Origin of the sequence: Bifidobacterium amazonense, assembly GCF_018555435.2 — a bacterium.
Taxonomy (GTDB): Bacteria; Actinomycetota; Actinomycetes; order Actinomycetales; family Bifidobacteriaceae; genus Bifidobacterium; species Bifidobacterium amazonense.
The window spans coordinates 1-20,914 of sequence record NZ_JAFEJT020000021.1 but is presented as its reverse complement, the minus strand read 5'-3'; the positions used below and the strand labels follow the sequence as shown (position 1 = coordinate 20,914).

General features: G+C 66.8%; 14 protein-coding genes and 1 tRNA gene. 11 read left to right on the top strand and 4 right to left on the bottom strand.

The genetic code is table 11. The features are described 5' to 3' along the window. Positions 1-44: 44 nt before the first annotated feature. Positions 45-1,016 carry a tetratricopeptide repeat protein gene (locus JS533_RS06480; RefSeq protein ID WP_033493426.1) on the top strand — a complete coding sequence of 324 codons (972 nt, stop codon included), beginning with the start codon at positions 45-47 and terminating at the stop codon, positions 1,014-1,016. A gap of 16 nt (positions 1,017-1,032) precedes the next feature. On the opposite strand, the gene JS533_RS06475 is transcribed toward JS533_RS06480, so the two are convergent. After that, positions 1,033-1,659, bottom strand: coding sequence for a CYTH domain-containing protein (locus JS533_RS06475; protein WP_241513624.1), 627 nt, complete (start codon positions 1,657-1,659; stop codon positions 1,033-1,035). A 75-nt stretch (positions 1,660-1,734) separates the two neighbouring features. Here JS533_RS06475 and JS533_RS06470 point away from each other — a divergent pair. The 5 genes from JS533_RS06470 (at position 1,735) to JS533_RS06450 (ending at position 8,000) form a co-directional block, all read left to right on the top strand. Then, a tRNA-Arg gene (locus JS533_RS06470) sits at positions 1,735-1,810 on the top strand. A gap of 678 nt (positions 1,811-2,488) precedes the next feature. After that, entirely contained in the window at positions 2,489-2,878 is a 390-nt protein-coding gene (locus JS533_RS06465; RefSeq protein ID WP_033493429.1) for a Rid family detoxifying hydrolase, read from the top strand. Positions 2,879-3,272: 394 nt separating this feature from the next. After that, complete coding sequence (locus JS533_RS06460) at positions 3,273-4,358, top strand: glycerophosphodiester phosphodiesterase family protein (protein ID WP_241513623.1); 1,086 nt, start codon at positions 3,273-3,275, stop codon at positions 4,356-4,358. Between the two features lie 205 nt (positions 4,359-4,563). Next, positions 4,564-6,381 carry an arginine--tRNA ligase gene (argS, locus tag JS533_RS06455; protein ID WP_241513622.1) on the top strand — a complete coding sequence of 606 codons (1,818 nt, stop codon included), beginning with the start codon at positions 4,564-4,566 and terminating at the stop codon, positions 6,379-6,381. A 5-nt stretch (positions 6,382-6,386) separates the two neighbouring features. Beyond that, positions 6,387-8,000 (top strand): diaminopimelate decarboxylase family protein, encoded by a 1,614-nt coding sequence (locus JS533_RS06450; protein WP_241513621.1) that lies wholly within the window; start codon positions 6,387-6,389, stop codon positions 7,998-8,000. A gap of 123 nt (positions 8,001-8,123) precedes the next feature. Here the strand turns inward: JS533_RS06450 and JS533_RS06445 are convergent, their stop codons facing one another. Next, positions 8,124-8,636 carry a PTS sugar transporter subunit IIA gene (locus JS533_RS06445; protein ID WP_241513620.1) on the bottom strand — a complete coding sequence of 171 codons (513 nt, stop codon included), beginning with the start codon at positions 8,634-8,636 and terminating at the stop codon, positions 8,124-8,126. Further along, entirely contained in the window at positions 8,633-10,204 is a 1,572-nt protein-coding gene (gene nagE, locus JS533_RS06440; protein ID WP_241513619.1) for an N-acetylglucosamine-specific PTS transporter subunit IIBC, read from the bottom strand. Before nagE ends, JS533_RS06445 begins: the two co-directional genes overlap by 4 nt. A gap of 405 nt (positions 10,205-10,609) precedes the next feature. On the opposite strand from nagE, the gene JS533_RS06435 reads away from it, so the two are divergent. From JS533_RS06435 to JS533_RS06420, 4 genes are all read left to right on the top strand, one after another. Further along, positions 10,610-11,923, top strand: coding sequence for a homoserine dehydrogenase (locus JS533_RS06435; protein WP_241513618.1), 1,314 nt, complete (start codon positions 10,610-10,612; stop codon positions 11,921-11,923). A 95-nt stretch (positions 11,924-12,018) separates the two neighbouring features. Beyond that, a complete protein-coding gene (thrB, locus tag JS533_RS06430; RefSeq protein ID WP_241513617.1) occupies positions 12,019-13,017 on the top strand; it encodes a homoserine kinase in 999 nt (332 codons plus the stop codon). Positions 13,018-13,123: 106 nt separating this feature from the next. Then, a complete protein-coding gene (locus tag JS533_RS06425) occupies positions 13,124-14,608 on the top strand; it encodes a Maf family protein (protein WP_241513616.1) in 1,485 nt (494 codons plus the stop codon). 147 nt (positions 14,609-14,755) lie between these two features. Continuing rightward, positions 14,756-16,987, top strand: a complete 2,232-nt coding sequence (locus JS533_RS06420; RefSeq protein ID WP_241513615.1) for an alpha-galactosidase — start codon at positions 14,756-14,758, stop codon at positions 16,985-16,987. A 45-nt stretch (positions 16,988-17,032) separates the two neighbouring features. Here JS533_RS06420 and JS533_RS06415 read toward each other — a convergent pair whose 3' ends face one another. Then, the gene (locus JS533_RS06415; protein ID WP_241513614.1) at positions 17,033-17,896 is read right to left on the bottom strand and encodes an AraC family transcriptional regulator; all 864 of its coding nucleotides are present in this window, start codon (positions 17,894-17,896) and stop codon (positions 17,033-17,035) included. A 250-nt stretch (positions 17,897-18,146) separates the two neighbouring features. On the opposite strand from JS533_RS06415, the gene JS533_RS06410 reads away from it, so the two are divergent. Next, positions 18,147-20,914: DUF5107 domain-containing protein (locus JS533_RS06410; RefSeq protein ID WP_241513613.1), on the top strand; the 2,768-nt coding region annotated here is incomplete at its 3' end.

Here is a 20,914-nt window from a genome sequence, read left to right as displayed (position 1 = left end):
TAGTGAGTTCCAGTGCCGTTTTTCGTTGAATCATGGAGGTAGATATGGCAGATCAGCAGGAGTTCCATCCCGGTGTGTCCCTCGCGGGGGCCGTGGACCTGGAGGCGCTGAAGCATCAGGTGAAGGCCGAGCCGGGGCAGGCGGGCGGCGCGCCCGCGGCCGGCGGCTACGTGATCGACACCACCGAGAACACGTTCCAGGCGATGGTGCAGACCTCGGCCACGTTCCCGATCCTGCTGCTGCTGTGGGTGCCCACCGACGACCGCCTGTTCCCCATGGCCCGCGCGCTCGGCGACGCGGTCAACAAGCTCAACGGCCAGATCCAGCTGAGCCGTATCGATATCGCGTCCAGCCCGTCCATCGCGCAGGCGTTCCAGGTGCAGGGCGCGCCGGCGCTGTTCGCGCTGATCGGCGGCCGTCCGATGCCGATCCTTGAAGGACTGCCGTCCGACGAGGAGCTCAAGCAGATCACCGATCAGGTACTGCCGAAGCTCATCCAGGCCGCGCAGCAGGCCGGCGTGACCGGCACCGCGCCGTATTCCGGCGATCCGTCCGCCGACGGTGCCGCGGGTGCCGGTTCGGGTGCGGCGCCCGCCGAGCAGATCCCGCCGGAGCATGCCGAGGCGCACCAGCTCGCGCAGGCCGGCGACTACGCCGGTGCGGCCGTCGCGTACGAGAAGGTGCTCGAATCCGATCCGAACGACAAGGTCGCCGCACGCGAACGCGCCAAGGCGCTGCTGCTCGCCCGTTCCGCGAATGCCGACGTGCGCGAGGTGCGTGCCGCCGCGGCCGCGCATCCCGACGACGTCGACGCGCAGCTGGCCGTGGCCGACGTGGACATGATCGGCGGGCAGATCGCCGACGCGTTCGACCGTCTGCTCGACTATCTGGCGGCCGGCCACACGGACGAGCTCGAGCCGGTGCGCAAGCGTCTGCTCGAGTACTTCCTGATCCCCGATCCGGCCGACGAGCGGCTCAAGCGCGCCCGTCGCCGCCTGGCCACGCTCATGTACTGAGCTCGACGCTCCCGTGTCACGCCATGCGGTTGCGGCCGAATAACTGCTGGAATTGCGGGCCCTCCTCGGCGAGTTCGCGCTCGAAGTCGGCCTGCCAGCCGCCGAACGGGCGGGCGGCGAGACCATCGTTGCTGAAGCGCGGCTGGTCGGTGATCTCGGTCACGCAGAACTTCGGAATGACGAGGTTCGTCACCGGCGTGGACCGCTGCGCCGAGGCGACCACGAGCGGCGCGTTCGGCCCGCCGAACACGTCGATGCTCCAGCCGTCCTCGCCCAGCCACACCGAATAGCGGTTCTTGATGATCGGCGCCCCGCCGCGCTTGATGAGCTCGGCCGCGATGCGCGAGTCGATCTCGCGTTCGGCCTCGTAACGCGTGCCGCCCACGGACGGTCCCTTGACCGTCACGTACGCTTCGCGGAAATCGTCGCGGTACAGGTCGAGTACGGCGAGCGGGTCGAGATCGGGCGTCATCGTCACACGCACGGCGCGGGTCGTCAGCCGCACGCGCAGCGCGTAGTTGTCGTCATGAACGTAGTAGCTCTGCACGATCAGCGCAGGGGCGTCGCCGTCATCGGCCTCCGGCGGCAGCGAACGGCAGAAGAACCGCCGTTCGTACTCGAAATCGTTCATATTCTCGTCCATGAAACCAGTGTAGGCATGTTTCGGCGTGGTGCGCGTGCATTCGGTCAAGGCGGCGTGTAAAGTAGTGGCGTGCTTGGGTCCGTAGCTCAGTGGATAGAGCGTCTGTCTCCGGAACAGAAGGTCGAGGGTTCGATCCCCTTTGGGCCCACCATCAAGCCCGTTTCCCCGTTTGAGGAAGCGGGCTGTTTTTCATCTCAGGCGGTTTCTTCAGCCTATCCGCTCGGACCTATCCGTTCGGACTCAACACGACGGGAACCGGTGGTGGAGACCGGTGGTGATCGTTCGAATGTGGGGAAATCGGAACGTTTGCGTGCGCCCATATCCGAAAGTGGGGAAGAAGCGACGCGACACGCCGGTTTCCGGTCTCGTATAAGCTGCCGGTTTCCCCACATTCGGATCGTTATGTCGAATGTGGGGATATCGGCAGCATGAACGCTCGTCACGAGCGGTACTGGTGCTGCCTGTTTCCCCACTTTCGGAAACGACCGGCATCCGCCGTCCTGTCGGGGTCCGTTCATGCTGCCGGTTTCCCCACATTCGTTGTCGCCCGGCACCTTGTGGACACTGACTAGACCCATATGTGACCCATATGTGTCAGAAACGCGAAGAGACGATTCTCCGTCGGCAACAGTCGGACGACAGGAAGCTTTGCCCCGTGGTTATAGTGCCTGTTCCCGCATGCGGACACCGGTTGTCGGGAGCCGGTGCGAGGGGACTATATTGAAGCCAAGCGCGGGCTTCGCGTGGGATCGGCGCGGCCGCGAGCGGCGGCGACCGATGCGAACGGCGAATATACGACTTGTATATGATTTGTCAAAGGAGCAGCATCATGAGCGAGAAGATGGAAGCGGTGGCCACCTCCGAGGCGCCGGCGGCGCTGGGCGCGTACAGCCAGGCGGTCAAGGCCAACGGGTTCGTGTTCGTTTCCGGCCAGCTGGGCATCGACCCGGCCACCGGCGAGCTGGCCGGCCCGACCGCGGGCGAGCAGGCCGCGCAGGCCCTCAAGAACATCAAGTGCATTCTCGACGCGGCCGGCACCGGCATCGAGCACGTGTGCCGCGCCACGATCTACCTCAAGAACGTCGAGGACTTCAAGGAGGTCGACGCCCGCTACGCCGAGGTGTTCATCGGCTCCGTCAAGCCGGCCCGCTGCGCGTTCGGCGGCAACGACATCCCGAAGGGCGCGCTTGTCGAGATCGACGCCATCGCCGTGCTGTGACGCCGGCCGGTCCGTTCTGGCCTGTTGCCCGTTGGAAGTTGGGCTTCTGAGCCTCGACCATATTGTGCAGGCTGACTCTCATCGAAAGGATGATGCAAAGTTCTGGCGATGATCGGCGGGAAACCCGCACTATCATGTCGTAAACCTGCACTGTCGTGCTGTGGCACGATCGCGCATCATCATTCCCGCGGCTGATGGCCGCCGCATTGCGGGCCGCGTACGCTGAATGCCGTCTTCGGTTCCTCTCGGTCGTTTCCAGGCAGGGATCGGAGGCGGCATTTATCGTATGCGTCGCTTGCCGTCCGCTACTTGCGCGGCGTGCTGCAGACGCACATAATCGTCGGCGGAACACGATCGCCGGCGGACGATGATCGGACGGGAAGGCAGGGGAGTGATGCGCAGGTTGAACGTGGGCGGACGACGCGGCGTATTCGCCGTCGTTGCCGTCGTGCTGGTCGCCGTGATGCTGGTGTGCGACGTGGCCGTCGGCTTCGGACATCTGGTCGGCATCGCGCATTCCGGCACGAACGGCATCGCCCCGGCCGTCATCGCGCATCGCGGCGACGCGGCCGCTCCCGAAAACTCACTCGCCGCCATCCGTGGCGCCGACCGGATCGGCGCGGACTATGCGGAAATCGACATACGGCTCACGTCCGATGGCGAGCCCGTCGTCTTCCACGATCGCGCGACCGGACGGCTCAGTGCCGCCGGGCGCAACGTGCTCGTCTCGCGTACGCCGCTGCGTCAGCTGCAACGCATGACCATGCGGCAGAACGGACAGAACTATCGCATCCCCACGCTGGTCCAGGCATTGCGCACGGCCCAGCGCACGCGTGGACATCTCGGCCTGCTGCTGCACGTCAAAACCGACGACCGGCACGCGCGCGCCGTCGCGGACACGGTCATCCGCTCGGTCGAAACCGCGCGGTTCACCAACAATCTCATGATCATGTCCACGAGTCGGGAGGCGATCGTCGTCTTCAAACAGCGCGAACCGAACTGGCGGATCGGCCTATGCGCGAGCGGCGAGCCGCAGCTGACCGGCTGGGACATCCGCGACTGGCGTACGCGGCTGCTCGACCGGCTGGCCCGCGGCAGCGGCAAGTCCGGCCGCGGACGGTCCGGCGGCAGGCACGGCGACGGTGCGGGAGAGAACGGCGGCACGACCGACCGCAACGTGCCGCGCGGCGGGTCGGGCAGCGGCGCGGACAATGGCACGACGAACGGCACGCAGGGCGACGTCGTGCGCGGCGGCGACTGGGACGGGCGCGAACTGCCGATGGACTTCGTCGTCGTACGCGCCCGCGAGGCGACGCGCACGTTCCTGCGCGAGGCGAAACGGCACGACGTGCCCGTCTACGTGGGAGCCGTCAACGACGCGCGCACCGCACGCTCGCTGATACGACAGGGCGCGGCCGGATTCCTCGGCGAGGACGTCGAACAGCTGCGTCGCGCCGCCGACGAATACGCGCTGGCGTGACGCTCCCTCAGTGAGGACATCGACGTGAAGCAAACGCCGGAGGCGTTTGTAGGCGATGTGCGAGCCGACAGGCGAGCCAGCAAAGCGCGGGCGAAGCCCGTCCATAATTGCAGGACGCCGAGGCTCCGCCGGCTTCATGCGCGCTGGAAAAGAAGACGAGCGCAACGGGATCAAGGCTGTCAGACGGGCCGGTAGACTGGGGAGAATGAGTCCTGAAGCCCTGAGCGAACTGATTTCGCATATTGCCCATGAACTGGTTGCGTCCGGCAAGGCCGGCAACCTCACCGACGATCTCATCCCGCCCGTCGAGAAGCTCACCGTCATGCGTCCGAAGGATCGCGCGCACGGCGACTGGGCCTCGAACGCGGCCATGCAGCTGGCCAAGAAGGCCGGCATGAAGCCCCACGATCTGGCCGAGCTGTTCGCCGCCGATCTGACCGCCGCGGACGGCGTCAAGTCCGTCGAGGTGGCCGGCCCCGGCTTCATCAACATCACGCTCGACTCCGCGTCCGCCGCGGCCGTGGTCGACCAGGTGCTCGCCGCGCCGGCCGACGCCGAATCCGGCGTCTCCACGTTCGGCCGCAACACGCATCTGGCCGGCAAGACACTCAACCTCGAATTCGTCTCCGCGAACCCGACCGGCCCGATCCACATCGGCGGCACCCGCTGGGCCGCCACCGGTGACTCGATGGCCCGCGTGCTCGAGGCGAACGGCGCGAAGGTCGTGCGCGAATACTACTTCAACGACCACGGCGAGCAGATCAACCGCTTCGCCAAGTCGCTCGTCGCCGCCGCGCACGGCGAGGAGACGCCGATCGACGGCTACAAGGGCGCCTACATCAACGAGATCGCCGACCGCGTGATCGCCGAGGCCGAAGCCGACGGCGTGGACGTGCTCGCCCTGCCGCGCGTCGACGGCGGCCTTGACAAGGACGGCAACCCGCTCGGCGAAGGCGATTCCGAACAGCGCGAGGAGTTCCGCAAGCGCGCCGTGCCGATGATGTTCGACGAGATCCGCAAGTCGATGAAGGAGTTCCGCGTGAACTTCGACGTGTGGTTCCACGAGAACAGCCTGTACACCGACGGCGAGGTGGACCGCGCGATCGAGGTGCTGCGCGAGCGCGGCGACATCTACGAGAAGGACGGCGCGACCTGGTTCGAGTCGACCAAGCACGGCGACGACAAGGACCGCGTGATTTTGAAGTCGAACGGCGAGTTTGCGTACTTCGCGGCCGACATCGCGTACTACTGGAACAAGCGTCACCGCGCGACCGATCCGGCCGACGTGGCGATCTACATGCTCGGCGCCGACCACCACGGCTACATCGGCCGCATGATGGCCATGTGCGCCGCGTTCGGCGACAAGCCGGGCGAGAACATGCAGATTCTGATCGGCCAGCTCGTGAACGTCCTCAAGGATGGCAAGGCCGTGCGTATGTCGAAGCGCGCCGGCAACGTCGTCACCATCGACGATCTCGTCGAGGCGATCGGCGTGGACGCGTCGCGTTATTCGCTCGCGCGCACCGACTACAACTCGCCGGTCGACATCGACCTCAACCTGCTCGCCTCGCACTCCAACGACAACCCGGTGTACTACGTGCAGTACGCGCACGCGCGCTCCTGCAACGTGGACCGCAACGCGGCCGCCGCCGGCATCACCTACGAGGGCGCCGATCTTGCGCTGCTCGACACCGAGGCGGACGGTGAGGTGCTCGCCGCGCTCGCCCAGTGGCCGGCGCTGCTCGCCCTCGCCGGCGACGCGCGCGCCCCGCACCGCGTGGCTCATTACCTCGAGGATCTCGCCGCCGCGTACCACAAGTGGTACAACGTGGAACGCGTCGTGCCGATGGAGCTCACCGACCCGGAGGAGCGCGGTGATGAGGCCGAGCGCGAGGCGCTGCGCATCGCCAAGGCCCCGGAACCGGCTCGCGCCGCCGCGCGTCTCAAGCTCAACGACGCCGTGCGCCTCGTGATCGCCGCAGGCCTCGACCTGCTCGGCGTCACCGCTCCGGAGAAGATGTGATCGATATGGCAATCACCTCGATTTGGCCTGCCGCCACGGCCATCGACCCCGCAACCGGCGCGATCACGTTCCACGGGCGCACCGCCGAGTCGCTGCTCGACGAGTTCGGCTCGCCGCTGTACCTGATCGACACCGACGAGGTCGCCGCGCGCGCGAAGCATTTCGTCGCCGCCGCGGCGCACGCGTTCAACAACTCGACCACGCACGTCAGCTTCGCCGGCAAGGCGTTCCTGTCCAAGGAGATCGTGCGCCTCGTGCTCGCGGCGGGCATGTACGTCGACACCTGCACGATGGGCGAGATGCGCATCGCACTCGCCGCGGGCGCTCCCGGCCGCCGTCTCGTGCTGCACGGCAACAACAAGTCCGATGCGGAGATCGAGCTCGCGATCGAACAGGGCTTCGCGAAGATCGTGATCGACTCGCCCGACGAGCCGGCCCGCATCGCCGAAATTGCGAAGCGTCTCGGCAAGCGCGCACGCGTCATGCTGCGCGTCACGTCCGGCATCCACGCCGGCGGCCACGAGTACATCTCCACCGCGCACGAGGACCAGAAGTTCGGCGTGCCGCTGCTGCCGGCCGGCGCGGACACGAGCGTGCTGTCGATCCTCGACGACCTGACCGGCGTGACCCCGGCCGCGACCAACGCGCGCGTCGGCGAAGTCGCCGCAGACGGCGGTAACGCGACCGAGACGGCCGCCAAGCCGGCGCGTACGCTGCGCTACGACATCAAGTATCCGTACGACCTGCACGGCGAGGAGGTCTCGGAGTCCGACCGTGCGCTCGCCGCCGCGATGACGGCCGTGGCCGACGGTCCGGCGCTCGCCGTGCTCAAGGAGATCCAGAAGCATCAGGATGTGCTCGAGCTGGTCGGCGTGCACTCGCACATCGGCTCGAACATCCACGACGCGGACGCGTTCATTCAGGCCGCCAAGCGCATGATGCTGCTGCGCAAGACCTTCTACGCGACCGACGCGTTCACGCTGCCCGAGGTCGACCTCGGCGGCGGTTATTCCGTCGCGTACACGGACGGCGAGGATTCGATGGACATCGATGTGGAGCTCGGCCGCCTGGCCGATGCGGTCACGTCGATCAACCGCGCGCTCGGTATGCCCGCGCCGGCGATCTCGTTCGAGCCGGGACGCTGGATCGTCGCGCCCGCCGGCGTCACGCTGTACCGCGTCGGCACGATCAAGCACGTGCTGCTCAGCGCGGACGCGGAAGGCCACCAGCCGACCGATTGCGATGGCAATCCGATCGCCGAGCGCGTGTACGTGTCGGTGGACGGCGGCATGTCCGACAACATCCGTCCGGCGCTGTACGGCGCGGACTACACGGTGCGGCTCGCGAACCGGCACGGTTCGGACGAGTCGATGCTGGTGCGTGTGGTCGGCATGCACTGCGAGTCCGGCGACATCATCATCCACGAGGACCGTCTGCCCGCCGACTTGCAGCGCGGCGACGTGCTCGCCGTGCCGGTGACCGGCGCGTACGGGCGCACGATGGCGAGCAACTACAACCAGGCGCTCATCCCGGCCGTTGTGGCCGTGAGCGAGGCCGGTGCGCACGTGATGATCCGCCGCCAGACGATCGACGACCTGCTGGGCTGGGATCTCGGCTGATACGGAATCGCGCTGCGCGCGATGCCGCGGCGGCGTGACGTATAGGAATAGTAAGGGGCCCTTCCGGATGAACCGGAAGGGCCCCTTACTGTTGGGTGATTCAGTTATGGGTCGCGGGGCGGATCAGGCGAGGGTGCCGATCGGGGTGCCGGCGGCCACTGCGCCGTGGGCGGTGATCGACAGATCCTTGATGAGCGCCGGGTTGGTGAACACCACGATCACGTCGGTGGGCTTGCCGGCGGCCTTGATGGCGTCCCAGTCCACGTCGATGATCGGGGTGCCGGCGGCGACCTTCTGTCCGACGGCGACGCGCACGGTGAACGGCTCCCCGCCCATCTGGACCGTGTCGACGCCGATGTGCACGAGCACCTCCACGCCGGAGTCGGTGGTGATGCCCACGGCGTGGCGCGCGTTGGCCACGGTGGTCACCGTGCCGGAGACCGGGGCCACGACCGTGGCCGAGGCCGGCACCACGGCGAATCCGTCACCGAGGATCTTCGCGGCGAACGTCTCGTCGGGGACATCCTCGATCGCCTTGATCGAGCCGTCGACGGGAGCCAGGATGCTGCTGCCTGCGGGCGCCGCGGCCGGAGCGGCCTTGGCGGGTTGCGGAACGGCGGCGGGAACCGCCGTCACGCTTTTGGGGCCGAGCCTCCCGTGATCACCGGGGCGCCGTGCAACACCTCCATGGCATCCGCCACGGCCTGCACCTGCGTGCCGACGATGACCTGGATGTTCTTCGAGTCGAGCACCTTCACGCCCGGCACGCCGGCCTTCTTGATCGCGTCGAGGTCGACCTTCGCGGTGTCGCGAACGCCCATGCGCAGACGGGTCGTGCAGTTCTCGATCTCGACCACGTTGGCCTTGCCGCCGAGGGCCGCGTACAGCTTGGCTGCCATGACCTCGTACTTGTCGCCGGTGGAGGCCGGGACGGCGGACGAATCGGTGTCGGCGGTCGCGTCCTCGATCTCGTCATCGCCGCGGCCCGGGGTCTTCATGTTGAACTTGCGGATCATGAAGTCGAACACGAAGTAGTAGATGACCGCGAACACGAGACCCTGCACGATGAGCATGAACGGCATGTGCGCGCGGGGCACGTTGAGCGAGAGGAACCAGTCGATGAAGCCTGCGGAGAAGTTGAAGCCGGCGATCCACTGGAACGCGGCGGCGATGAACACCGACAGGGCGGTGAGCAGCGCGTGCACCACGTACAGCGGGAAGGCGGCGAACATGAAGGAGAACTCGAGCGGCTCGGTGACGCCGGTCAGGAACGCGGCCAGCGCGCCGGCGAGCATGAGGGAGCCGACGGCCTTCTTGTTCTCGGGCTTGGCGTTCTTCCAGATGGCGAACGCGCCTGCCGGCAGGCCGAACATCATGATCGGGAAGAAGCCGGCCTGGTACATGCCGGTGACGTACACGCCGAACGGGTGGAAGCCGCCGGTTGCGGTCACGGCCGCGACGTCGCCGTTCAGGCCGCCGACGCCGGTCCAGAACTTGGTGATGTCGTCGATGCCGGCGAGGTTGAACCAGAACACGTTGTTGAGCGCGTGGTGCAGGCCGGTCGGGATGAGCAGGCGGTTGAAGAACGCGTAGATGGCGGCGCCGACGGCACCCATGCCCATGATGCCCTCACCGAAGGCGACCAGGCCGTTGTAGATGACCGGCCAGATGAACAGCAGGGCCAGAGAGATCACCGACATGAGGGCGGCGGTCAGGATCGGCACGCAGCGGCGGCCGGAGAAGAACGCGAGGAAGTCGGGCAGTTTCACCTGATGGAACTTGTTGTACAGCGCGCCGGCGATGCAGCCGACCATGATGCCGAAGAACACGTTCTTGTTGCCGATGGCACCGGGGGCGAACGCCGGATGCTCGGTGGCGATGACCGCGGGATCGGAGTCGAAGCCGAGGAACATCGAGGCCGAGCCCATGATCGTGGTGACAGTCAGGAAGCCGACCAGGCCCGAGAGGGCCGAGGCGCCGTCCTTGTTGCGCGCCATGCCGATGGCGACGCCGACGGCGAACAGCAGGCCGAGGTTGTCGAGGATCGCGCCGCCGGTCTTGCACAGGTAGGCGGAGATGACGTTGTTGCCACCCCAACCGCTCGGGTCGATCCAGTAGCCGAGACCAAGGAACAGCGCGGCGGCCGGCAGGCAGGCCACCGGCAGCATAAGCGCGCGTCCTAGACGCTGGATATACGCTTTCATTTCTTCCATCCTCCCTCTGCGACGATGCAGGGTCATGTTGAGCGACGGGTTTCTTCTTTCTGTATGAGCCGGCTTTCGTCATCGATCGCGTTTCCGCCATCCTTGGCGGAAACCCCGGAATCTCCGGACGGCTTATCGCTCTAACCGCTAGTCTACGTCACCGGCGACGCCGTTTACGACCATTTTGTTAAGTTTCTTTACGGCAGGGGTCTTGCAGCAACGTTTGCCGTCGCCGCTAAGCGCTACTGGCGATTAGTGACGACGGTTCGCGGTGCGTCGACGCATGTTTGTTAAGGAACTTACGTCCCGGCGTGTCGGATTGCAACCGTAGGATAGTGGAGGAATTGTGATCGCCGGCCGTTCCGTTGGGGCGGCGTGAGTGACGTTGCAAGGGAAAGGACGCCAGTGGCACAGCTGAACGAAACCCCCATCCGCGTGGGACTTCTGGGCGCGGGAACCGTAGGATCGCAGACCGCGCGTCTGCTCGTCGAGCAGAAGGACGAGCTGGCCGCCCGCATCGGCCGGCCGATCGAGCTGGTCGGCGTTGCCTGCCTCGACCCGGATGAGGTGAACTATCCGTGGATCGACAAGTCGCTGCTGACCACCGACACGATGAAGGTCGCCACCAACGCCGACATCGTCATCGAGCTCATCGGCGGCACCGGCGTGGCCCGCACGTTCGTGATGGCCGCGATCGAATCCGGCGCGTCCGTCGTGACCGCCAACAAGGCGCTGCTGGCCAAGTACGGCCCCGAGATCTACAACGCGGCCGCCGCCAAGGGCGTCGACATCTACTTCGAAGCGGCCGTGGGCGGCGCGATCCCGTTCCTGCTGCCGTTGCGCGAGTCGCTCGCCGGCGACAAGGTGACGAGCATGCTCGGCATCGTCAACGGCACCACCAACTACATTCTCGACGAGATGACCACCAAGGGTCTCCAGTTCGACGACGTGCTCAAGGACGCCCAGGCCAAGGGCTACGCCGAGGCCGACCCGACCGGCGACATCGAGGGCCACGACGCGGCGAACAAGGCCGCCATCATGGCCACGCTCGGCTTCCACACCAACGTGACCATTGACGACGTGTCGGTCGAGGGCATCACCAAGATCACCGCCGACGACATCGCCGCCGCGACCGCCGAGCACAAGGTCATCAAGCTGCTCGCCGTCGTCGAGAACGGCGAGGCGGGCGTCTCCGCACGCGTCTACCCGGCGCTCATCCCCGAAACGCACCCGCTGGCTTCCGTGCACGGCTCGTTCAACGCGATCTTCGTCAAGGCCGAGGCCGCCGACGACCTCATGTTCTATGGCCGCGGCGCAGGCGGCGCGCCGACCGCCTCCGCCGTCGTCGGCGACGTCGTGACTGAGGCACGCCACATCGCGCAGGGCTGCACCGGCCCGACCATCCCGATGTACAACGACCTGCCCAAGGCACCGATCGAGGCGAGCCGCGCCGCGTTCGCCGTGCGCTTCCTCATCCACGACAAGCCGGGCGTGCTGGCCGCCATCGCCAAGGAGTTCGCCGACAACGGCGTCTCCATCAACGGCGTGAACCAGGACCTCAAGCCCACGCTCAACGACCCGGGCTACGACGGCGAGATCCAGCAGCTGCGCATCGTCACGCACCAGACCGACGAGGTCACGCTGCGCAAGACCGTCGAGGCCGTGCGCAAGCTCGACTGCGTGACCGGCGAACCGTCGATCCTGCGCGTGCTCGACTGACGGAAACCTTCGCTTTCGGGAGCGTTGCACGATGCCGTCGCCGCGGCTGACGCGGCCGTCGCGCGACGCTCCGTTCAGTGTTCATAGGGGGACATATGGAACCGATCTGCAGACAGGTCAAGGTCAGCGTGCCGGCCACGAGCGCCAATCTGGGCTCCGGCTTCGACACGGTCGGCCTTGCGCTCGACTATCACGACGAGCTCACGTTCACGCTGAGCGCCGACCCGTCGAACCGCGCCGCGCAGGTGCTCATCTACGGCGAGGGCGAGGACACACTGCCGCGCGACGAGACGCACCTGGTGGTCTCCACCTTCCGCCGCGCCTGCCAGACGTTCGGCCTGGGCCGCGTGGGCTTCATCCTCGAGGCGCACAACAACATCCCGCAGGCGCGCGGCATGGGCTCGTCGGCCGAGGCGATCGTCGCCGGCATCGCCGCGGCGGCCGCGTTCGCGCACGACGACGACCTCAACCGCGACGCCGTCTTCGAGCTCGCGGCCGCGATCGAAGGCCACCCGGACAACGTCGCGCCGGCCGTGTACGGCGGCATGACCGTCTCGTGGAACTTCGACACCGCCGAAGGCGTCGGCTCCATCCCGATTCCGGGCGGCGAGCCGCTGCACGGCGGCTTCCACACCGTCAAGTACCGCGTCGACCCGAAGATCCGCACCTCCGTGTTCGTGCCCGACTATGAGCTGAGCACCGAGAAGGCCCGCGAGGCGCTGCCCTCCCACGTGCCGTACAAGGACGCCGTGTTCAACGTCTCGCGCGTGGCGCTCATGGCCGCCGCGATGAACCCGGGGGCGCTCGCCGCATCCTCCGATCCGAATGCGCTGCTGTTCGCTGCCACTCAGGACCGGCTGCACCAGCCGTACCGCAAGGATCTCATGGCCCCCTCGTGGGAGCTCATCAAGGCCCTGCGCGCCCGCGGCTACGCGGCCATGGTCTCCGGCGCCGGCCCGTGCGTGCTCGTGCTGCACTACGGCGACGAGGCGGCGGCCGTCGAGGAGGTGGCGGGCGACCGTCTGTCCGACGGTCATTGGCGCGTGCTGCACCCGACCGTCAATGCCAAGGGTGTGGAAATCGAACGTAAGTAATCGCGTGCGGTAGCATGGCTGGAGAACCCGGGGTGCGGTCCGTTGTCGCGGGCCGCGCCCCGGTCTGAGCATTTCGAGCATTGTCGAGCGAAAAGTGAGGCCGGTCATGTCCATTCCGCTGATTCTCGCATCCAAGTCGAAGCCGCGTCGCGACGTGCTGTATTCGGCCGGCATCTGTCCGACCATCCGCGTCTCGCACGTCGACGAACCGGCCGCGCTGGCCGCCGCCGCGCGCGAGGAGGGCGTCGACGTCGAGACGCTCACCGTCGACAAGCGTGTGCTCATCCTCGCCGCGGCCAAGGCGCACGCCGTGTATCAGGCGTATCGCAACGTGGCCGACGCGGCCGAGGCGGCGACCGGCGAGCGCGTGATCGCGTATCCGCTGCAGTCCGCACAGCTTGCGCGGGAAACGGACCGCGACGGTTCGTCCGTGGGATCCGTGCATGTCGACGACGTGCCGGGAGCCGTGGCCGCGGCCGGCACGCCCGCGATGGGCAGGTCGGCGGCCGGCGACGACGCCGACGCGACGACGCGCGACTTCTCCAGCGTGGACGTGCCGACCGTGACCGAGCCGATCTCGAACGTCGTCGCGATGCAGCCGGGACTGACGCGGGCGGAGGTCGGCCCGCTGATCGTCGGCTGCGATTCGATGTTCCTGTTCGACGGCGAATGCTACGGCAAGCCGCACAGCGTCGATGTGGCGCGCGAACGGCTGCGTGCGATGCGCGGGCGGACCGGCGAGCTGTGGACCGGCCACTGCCTGATCGACTTCGCGTCCGGTCGCGCGGTGCGTGGCACGAGCTACGCGAAGATTCATTTCTGCGACTATTCCGACCTGGACATCGAACGGTATCTGGCGACCGGCGAGCCGCTCGAAGTGGCCGGATCGTTCACGCTGGAGGGTTTCGGCGGCGCGTTCATCGACTCGATCGAAGGCGACCCGCACGGCATCATCGGCATCAGCCTGCCGCTGCTGCGCCGGCTGACCGGCGAGCTCGGCGTGGAGTGGACCGATCTGTGGAACGTGGAGCGCGGCGAGCTGTTCCCGTCCGACAAGGCCGATCCGCGCGGCCTGACCCCGCCGAAGGAGAACGTGCACCAGCCGGGCGACGGCTGGATCGACTGCGCGTGCGGGCGCCGGCATTGGGGCACGAACGGCGCGTCCGGCGTGCTGCTGGCCCGGCGCGACGCGGCCGGCAACGTGACCGACGTGGTGATGCAGCACCGCGCCGCGTGGAGCGCCGAGGGCGGCACGTGGGGCATTCCGGGAGGCGCGACCGCGGACGGCGAGTCGCCGATCGAGGGCGCGTTGCGCGAGTCCTACGAGGAGGCGAACATCACCCCGGAGGACATCGAGGTGGTCGGCTCCTATCGTGAGGACCACGGCACGTGGGCGTACACCACGGTGTTCGCGTTCGAGAAGCCGGGGCACACGGTCGAGCCGCGTGCGAACGACGACGAAAGCATGGAGATCGAGTGGATCCCGATCGACGAGGTGCCGGACCGCAAGCTGCTTACCGCGATGAAGACCGACTGGCCGCGCTTCCGCGCCCGTCTCGACGCGATCGCGGCGGCGCATCGGGACATGTGATCGTTCCCACGCTGACGTACGAAGGGTGGATACTGATCGCGCTGGTACGCCAAAGTCTGGAAAGTTATCGTTAACTCTTGGGGTGGTCCTACAGTGGATGGGGAAACGAACACCAACACACACCCACACGGCAGGAGCATCGAAGCCATGTCTGAACCCCAGTCGTTCCGCAACCTCATCACCGTCAACGCCGACCCCAAGAGCCAGGCGCCCATCCAGTTCCACCTGCACAACGGACGGATCAGCGTCATCCTCGGCGTGCTCGAAGGCAAGCTCGTCAACCTGTACACCGGAGCCGCCGTGCCTGCGGCCGGCGACTTCGGCTACCTCGTCGACGACCGCTTCCGCGTCCAGTCGTCCACCGTTGAGGAGGGCGCGTCGCGCTACGCCGAACACGAGCGCTTCGCCTACCCCGAATTCGGCCGCGGCGACTATCGTCATCCCGCCATCGAAGTCGCGCAGCCCAACGGATCGCACGTCACTGACCTGCGCTACGTGAGCCACTCGATCACCGCAGGCAAGCCGGCCCTGCCCGGCATGCCGTCCACGTACGCGGCCGACGACGAGGCCGAAACACTGTCCGTCGAACTCAAGGACGAGCTGATCGGGCTCACCGTGACGCTCCGGTACACGATCTTCCGCGACGAGCCGGTCATCGCACGCAGCGCCGTCATCCGCAACGACGGCGAACAGCAGCTCACGCTGGAACGCGCGGCCAGCCTCAGCCTCGACCTGCCCGACAGCGACTACACGATGACCGAATTCACCGGCGCGTGGGCGCGCGAACGCGAGCCGCACACGCAGCCGCTGCACCCCGGCATCCAGCAGATCGAATCGCTGCGCGGCGCAAGCGGCCCGTACTTCAGCCCCAACGCGCTCTTCGCGCGACCGGCGACCACCGAGGACGCGGGCGAGGCGTTCGGACTCGCGTTCGTCTACTCCGGCAACTTCGACCTGCACGCCGAAGTCGACACGTACGGCGCGACCCGACTGCAGCTCGGCATCAACCCGCTCGGCTTCAGCTGGGCGCTCGGCCCCGGCGACGAATTCGCCACGCCCGAGGCATTGCTCGGCCACACCGACCGCGGCCTGAACGCGCTCAGCCAGACCTTCCACCGCATCGTGCTCGACCATCTGCAGCGCCCCGCGTGGGCGCGCCGCGAGCGCCCGGTGCTCATCAACAACTGGGAGGCCACGTACTTCGACTTCACCGAGGACAAGCTGCTCGAACTCGCCCGGCTCGCCAAGGCCGCCGGCATCGAACTGTTCGTGCTCGACGACGGCTGGTTCGGCGCGCGAACCAGCGACCGCGCAGGCCTCGGCGACTGGGTCGCCAACCCGGACCGACTGCCCGAGGGCATCGCCGGCATCGCGCGCAAGATCAACGAGATCGGCATGGACTTCGGCCTGTGGTTCGAGCCGGAAATGACCAACAAGGACTCCGACCTGTACCGCGCCCACCCCGACTGGATCATCGCCACGCCCGGCCGCGGCCAGTCCGTCTACCGCAACCAGTACGTGCTCAACTTCGCCAACCCGGCCGTGGTCGACAACATCTACGACCAGATGCACGCGATCCTGTCGACCGCGAACGTGGCCTACATCAAGTGGGACATGAACCGCTTCATCTCCGAGGCGTTCGACGCGACGCGCGGCGCCGAGCATCAGGGCGAGATCATGCACCGCTACATCCTCGGCGTGTACGCGCTCTACGAGCGCCTGTTCGCCGCGTTCCCCGACCTGATCATCGAAGGCTGCGCGTCCGGCGGCTCCCGCTTCGACTACGGCATCCTCGCGTACTCGCCGCAGGCGTGGACCAGCGACGACACCGACGCGATCGAACGCCTGTCGATCCAGTACGGCACCAGCTACTTCTTCCCGGTCGCGACGATGGGCGCGCACGTCTCCATCACGCCGAACCACCAGACCGGCCGCTCCGAATCGCTCGCCACGCGCGCCGCGGTGGCCATGTTCGGCACGTTCGGCTATGAGATGGACCTGACCAGCGTGCCCGCGGCCGATCTCGACGAGATCGCCGGACAGGTCGCGTTCTTCAAGCGGCACGCGTCGCTGCTGCACAACGGCGACCTGTACCGTCTGCGCGCGCCCTACGACCACCGTCAGGCCGCGTGGATGAGCGTGTCGGCCGACCGCGCGCACGCGATCGTCGGCGACTACGTGATCCTCGGAGTGCCGAACCGGCCCAAGTCGCGCCTGTACATGCGCGGTCTTGACGAGGGCGCGCGCTATCACGTCGTCTCCTCCGACGGCAAGTTCGACGCGGTGCGTTCAGGCGGCGAACTCATGCACATCGGCATCGACGACACCGATCTCGGCCCGGACTTCGCCGCGCGCGTCTACCTCGTCGACCGCGTGTGACCCTTGCGGCGGCGCGGCTCCTCGCCTTGCGGTCCTACGGGGATCCTACGAGGCGAGCGCCGCGCCGCGTTTGCGGAATTCGATGGGGGAGACGCCGGTCTTGCGTTTGAAGGCGGCGCAGAACGCGCTCGGGTCGGTGAAGCCGCATTCGTCGCACAGCTGCCTGAGCGTGACGTCCGAGTTGAGCAGCAGGTATCTGGCGGCGTGCATGCGCGCGTCGATGATGTACGCGTGCGGCGTGTAGCCGGTCTCCTTTTTGAACACGCGGATGAAATGATATTCGCTCATATACGCCTGTGCGGCCAGTTCGTCGATCGGCAGCGGCTCGCTCAGATGGTTCGCGATGTACGAGAGCACGTTTTCGATGATGTGCGGCTGGCGTTGCGGCGACGGCGTGCTGTCGGAGGCGGCCACCGCGAATTCGGTGAGGATGTCGGTGATGTGCTTCGCCATTTTTGGTTCGGACACGCGCTGCTGCGTGTGGAACGTGGTGAAGATGCCCGACAGTCGGGTCAGGGCGTAGCTCGGGTCGCGCAATGAGAACACGGTGCCGAGCTTGCCGTTGATGAGTTCGAAATAGGCACGCGCCTGCGGCCCGTCGAAATGCAGCCACAACACCTCGCTGTCCTCGAGGGCTCGGTAGGAATGGTGCGCATAGCAGTCGACGAGCGCGAAGCTTCCCGCGCCCGCGCGTTGCTCGCCCTGTTCGGTGGAGACGGAGAACGCGCCGCGGCGGATGGCCATGAGCAGGAAGCTGTCGAACGAGCTGCGCTCCTGCCGGTAGCCCTGCTCGTAGCGGAACGATCCGACGCGCAGCGGGTAGAAGAACGTGTGCAGCGCGGTTTTGCTCGGCGTGTAGATGTAGAAATCCGAGCCTTCGTCGAGAATGCTGTGTTCCGCTGGCTTCATGGCGAAACCCCCTTCCTTGGGCGTGCGCGACCGCGCGCCATGCGACGGTGCATCATATGGCAATTATCCTACATGCACGGCAATGATTCGGCATCCTCGCCACTCGGATGGATTGGGGCAATTTTTATATATGTAATGGCAGGAAAACCGGAAAAGAGCCATGTATAGCCGTTTTAGACTATAGGCAAGTAATCAATACATTACGAGCGGCGGCCATACGGCCGCGCAGGTTCCAACGAAGGAGCTCACCATGTCGGCAACCGCAACAACCGCAACAATCGCAGTCAACCCCGCAACCAACGCGACGGCAGCCGCGGCGCACGCGGTGACCATCAGGGACACCGTCATCACCATCCCCACGTACGAGATCGGAACCGCGGACAAGAATCCCGAGTTCATCGAAAAGCGCGTCTATCAGGGCAGCTCGGGCCGCGTCTATCCGTACCCGGTCATCGAAACGATCAGCGACGAGAAGCGCGACAAGGACTACCGCGCGGTCATCATCGACAACGAGTATCTCGAAGTGACCGTGCTGCCCGAACTCGGCGGCCGCATCCAGTACGCGAAGGACAAGACCAACGGCTACGACTTCGTCTATCGCAACGACGTGATCAAGCCCGCGCTCGTGGGACTCACCGGCCCGTGGATCTCCGGCGGCATCGAATTCAACTGGCCGCAGCACCACCGCCCCACCACGTACCTGCCGGTCGACTACAAGGTCGAGGACCTGCCCGACGGCGGCAAGGCCGTGCTGTGCCACGACACCGACCAGATGTACGGCACGCAGGTCGTCACCAAGATCGCGCTGCATCCGGGCAAGGCGTACATCGAGATCACCGCGCAGCTGTACAACGGCACCGCGCTGCCGCAGACTTTCCTGTGGTGGGCCAACCCGGCCGTGCCGGTCAACGAGCACACCAAGACCGTGATGCCGCCGGACGTGACCGCCGTCATGGACCACGGCAAGCGCGACGTCTCCCGCTATCCGATCGCCACCGGCACCTACTACAAGCACGACTACTCCGAAGGCGTCGACATCGGCCGCTACAAGAACGTGCCCGTGCCGACCAGCTACATGGCCGCGCACTCCGACTACAACTTCGTCGGCGGCTACGACTTCGGCGTCGGCGCGGGCATCCTGCACGTGGCCGACCACCACGTCAGCCCCGGCAAGAAGCAGTGGACGTGGGGCAACGGCGACTTCGGCCGCGCATGGGACCGCAACCTCACCGACGCCAACGGCCCGTACGTCGAGCTCATGACCGGCGTGTTCACCGACAACCAGCCCGACTTCACCTGGCTCAAGCCGTACGAGGGCAAGACGTTCACCCAGTACTTCATGCCGTACAAGGGCGTGGGCCAGGTCAAGAACGCGTCCATCAACGCGGCCGTGAACCTCGAGATCGGCCCCGAGGACACGTTCGGCTCGGCCGGCGAGACCGAAGGCATCGAAGCGCAGGGGCTCGCGGCCGGACAGGGCCGCGTCACCGCGTACGCGACCGGCGTATACGAGCATGCGACCGTCACCGTCACCGACAAGCGCACCGGCGCCGTGCTCTACGCGTACGAAGGTACGATCAGCCCGAACGACATCGTGCGCGCCGAATTCGAGACCGGTGACGCGAAGCCGACCGACATCACCGCGACCGTCGCCGCCGCCGACGGCACCGTGCTCATCGACTACACGCCGAAGCCCGTCACGATCGAGAAGCTGCCCGAACCGGCACGCGCCGCCGACGAACCCGCCGACATCGCCACCAACGAGGAGCTGCTCCTCGCCGGCACGCACCTCGAACAGTACCGTCACGCCACCTACCTGCCCGACCCGTACTATCTCGAAGGGCTCAAGCGCGATCCGCTCGACGCGCGCATCAACAACGCGTACGGCCGGCTGCTGCTGCGTCGCGGCGACTTCACGGGCGCCGAACGGTACTTCCGCAACGCGATCAAACGCCTGACCAAGCACAATACGCAGCCCTACGACAGCGAGCCTCACTACAACCTCGGCCTCGACCTGCTCTACCAGGGCCGCGACGACGACGCGTTCGACATGTTCTACAAGGCCACGTGGGACGACACGCAGAAGGAGCGCGCGTTCTTCTGCATGGCCGCCATCGCCGCACGCCGCGGCGACTTCACGGACGCGCTCGACTACGTCGAACAGGCGCTCACCCGCAACACGATGAACATCAAGGCCCGCGCGCTGCGCGCCTACGTGCTGCGCAGACTCGGCCGCGACGCCGACGCGGCGGTCGCGCTCGCCGAAAACCTCACGGTCGACGAATTCGACTTCGTCTCCGGCAACGAGCTCGTGCTCGCCGGCGCCGACCCGGCCGAACTCAAGGGCCTCATGCGCGGCTTCCACGAAAACTACCTGCAGGCCGCACGCGACTACGCGTTCTTCGGCGCGTACGACGAGGCTCTGGCGCTGCTCGGTGAGGCCGACCGGACCAAGCCGATGGTCCGGTACTACGAGGGCTACTATCTCGCGCGGCTCGGCCGCGACGCGGAGGCGAAGGCCGCGTTCGAGGCCGCCGAAGCCGCGCCGAGCGACTACTGCTTCCCGAACAAGCTCGAGGACATCGCGCCGCTCGAAGCCGCGATCGACGTCGTGAACGGAGCCAAGGCCCCGTACTATCTCGGCTGCCTGTACTACGACAAGACGCTCGCCGAACGTGCGATCGCGCTGTGGAAGCGGTCGCGCGACCTCGACCCGGGCTTCCCGACCGTGCACCGCAACCTCGCGCTCGCCTACTACAACAAGCGCGGCGACGCGGCGGCGATCCAGTCGGCCCGGCATGAGATCGAGCGGGCGTACGAGCTCGACGAGACGGACGCGCGCGTCTTCCTCGAAGCCGACCAGCTGCACCGCAAGATCGGCTGGACGTACGCCCAGCGCCTCGCCGAGTTCGAGAAGCACCTCGACGTGGTGGCCGAACGCGACGACCTGACCATCGAATACCTGACCGTGCTCAACCTGACCGGCAACTACGCCCGCGCCTACGAGCTCATGGGCCG

Bases quoted from the DNA above. Each gene is read 5' to 3' on its own strand.
- JS533_RS06480 (WP_033493426.1), top strand. From the start codon at position 45: ATGGCAGATCAGCAGGAGTTCCATCCCGGTGTGTCCCTCGCGGGGGCC.
- JS533_RS06475 (WP_241513624.1), bottom strand. From the start codon at position 1,659: ATGGACGAGAATATGAACGATTTCGAGTACGAACGGCGGTTCTTCTGC.
- JS533_RS06465 (WP_033493429.1), top strand. From the start codon at position 2,489: ATGAGCGAGAAGATGGAAGCGGTGGCCACCTCCGAGGCGCCGGCGGCG.
- JS533_RS06460 (WP_241513623.1), top strand. From the start codon at position 3,273: ATGCGCAGGTTGAACGTGGGCGGACGACGCGGCGTATTCGCCGTCGTT.
- argS (WP_241513622.1), top strand. From the start codon at position 4,564: ATGAGTCCTGAAGCCCTGAGCGAACTGATTTCGCATATTGCCCATGAA.
- JS533_RS06450 (WP_241513621.1), top strand. From the start codon at position 6,387: ATGGCAATCACCTCGATTTGGCCTGCCGCCACGGCCATCGACCCCGCA.
- nagE (WP_241513619.1), bottom strand. From the start codon at position 10,204: ATGAAAGCGTATATCCAGCGTCTAGGACGCGCGCTTATGCTGCCGGTG.
- thrB (WP_241513617.1), top strand. From the start codon at position 12,019: ATGGAACCGATCTGCAGACAGGTCAAGGTCAGCGTGCCGGCCACGAGC.
- JS533_RS06425 (WP_241513616.1), top strand. From the start codon at position 13,124: ATGTCCATTCCGCTGATTCTCGCATCCAAGTCGAAGCCGCGTCGCGAC.
- JS533_RS06420 (WP_241513615.1), top strand. From the start codon at position 14,756: ATGTCTGAACCCCAGTCGTTCCGCAACCTCATCACCGTCAACGCCGAC.
- JS533_RS06415 (WP_241513614.1), bottom strand. From the start codon at position 17,896: ATGAAGCCAGCGGAACACAGCATTCTCGACGAAGGCTCGGATTTCTAC.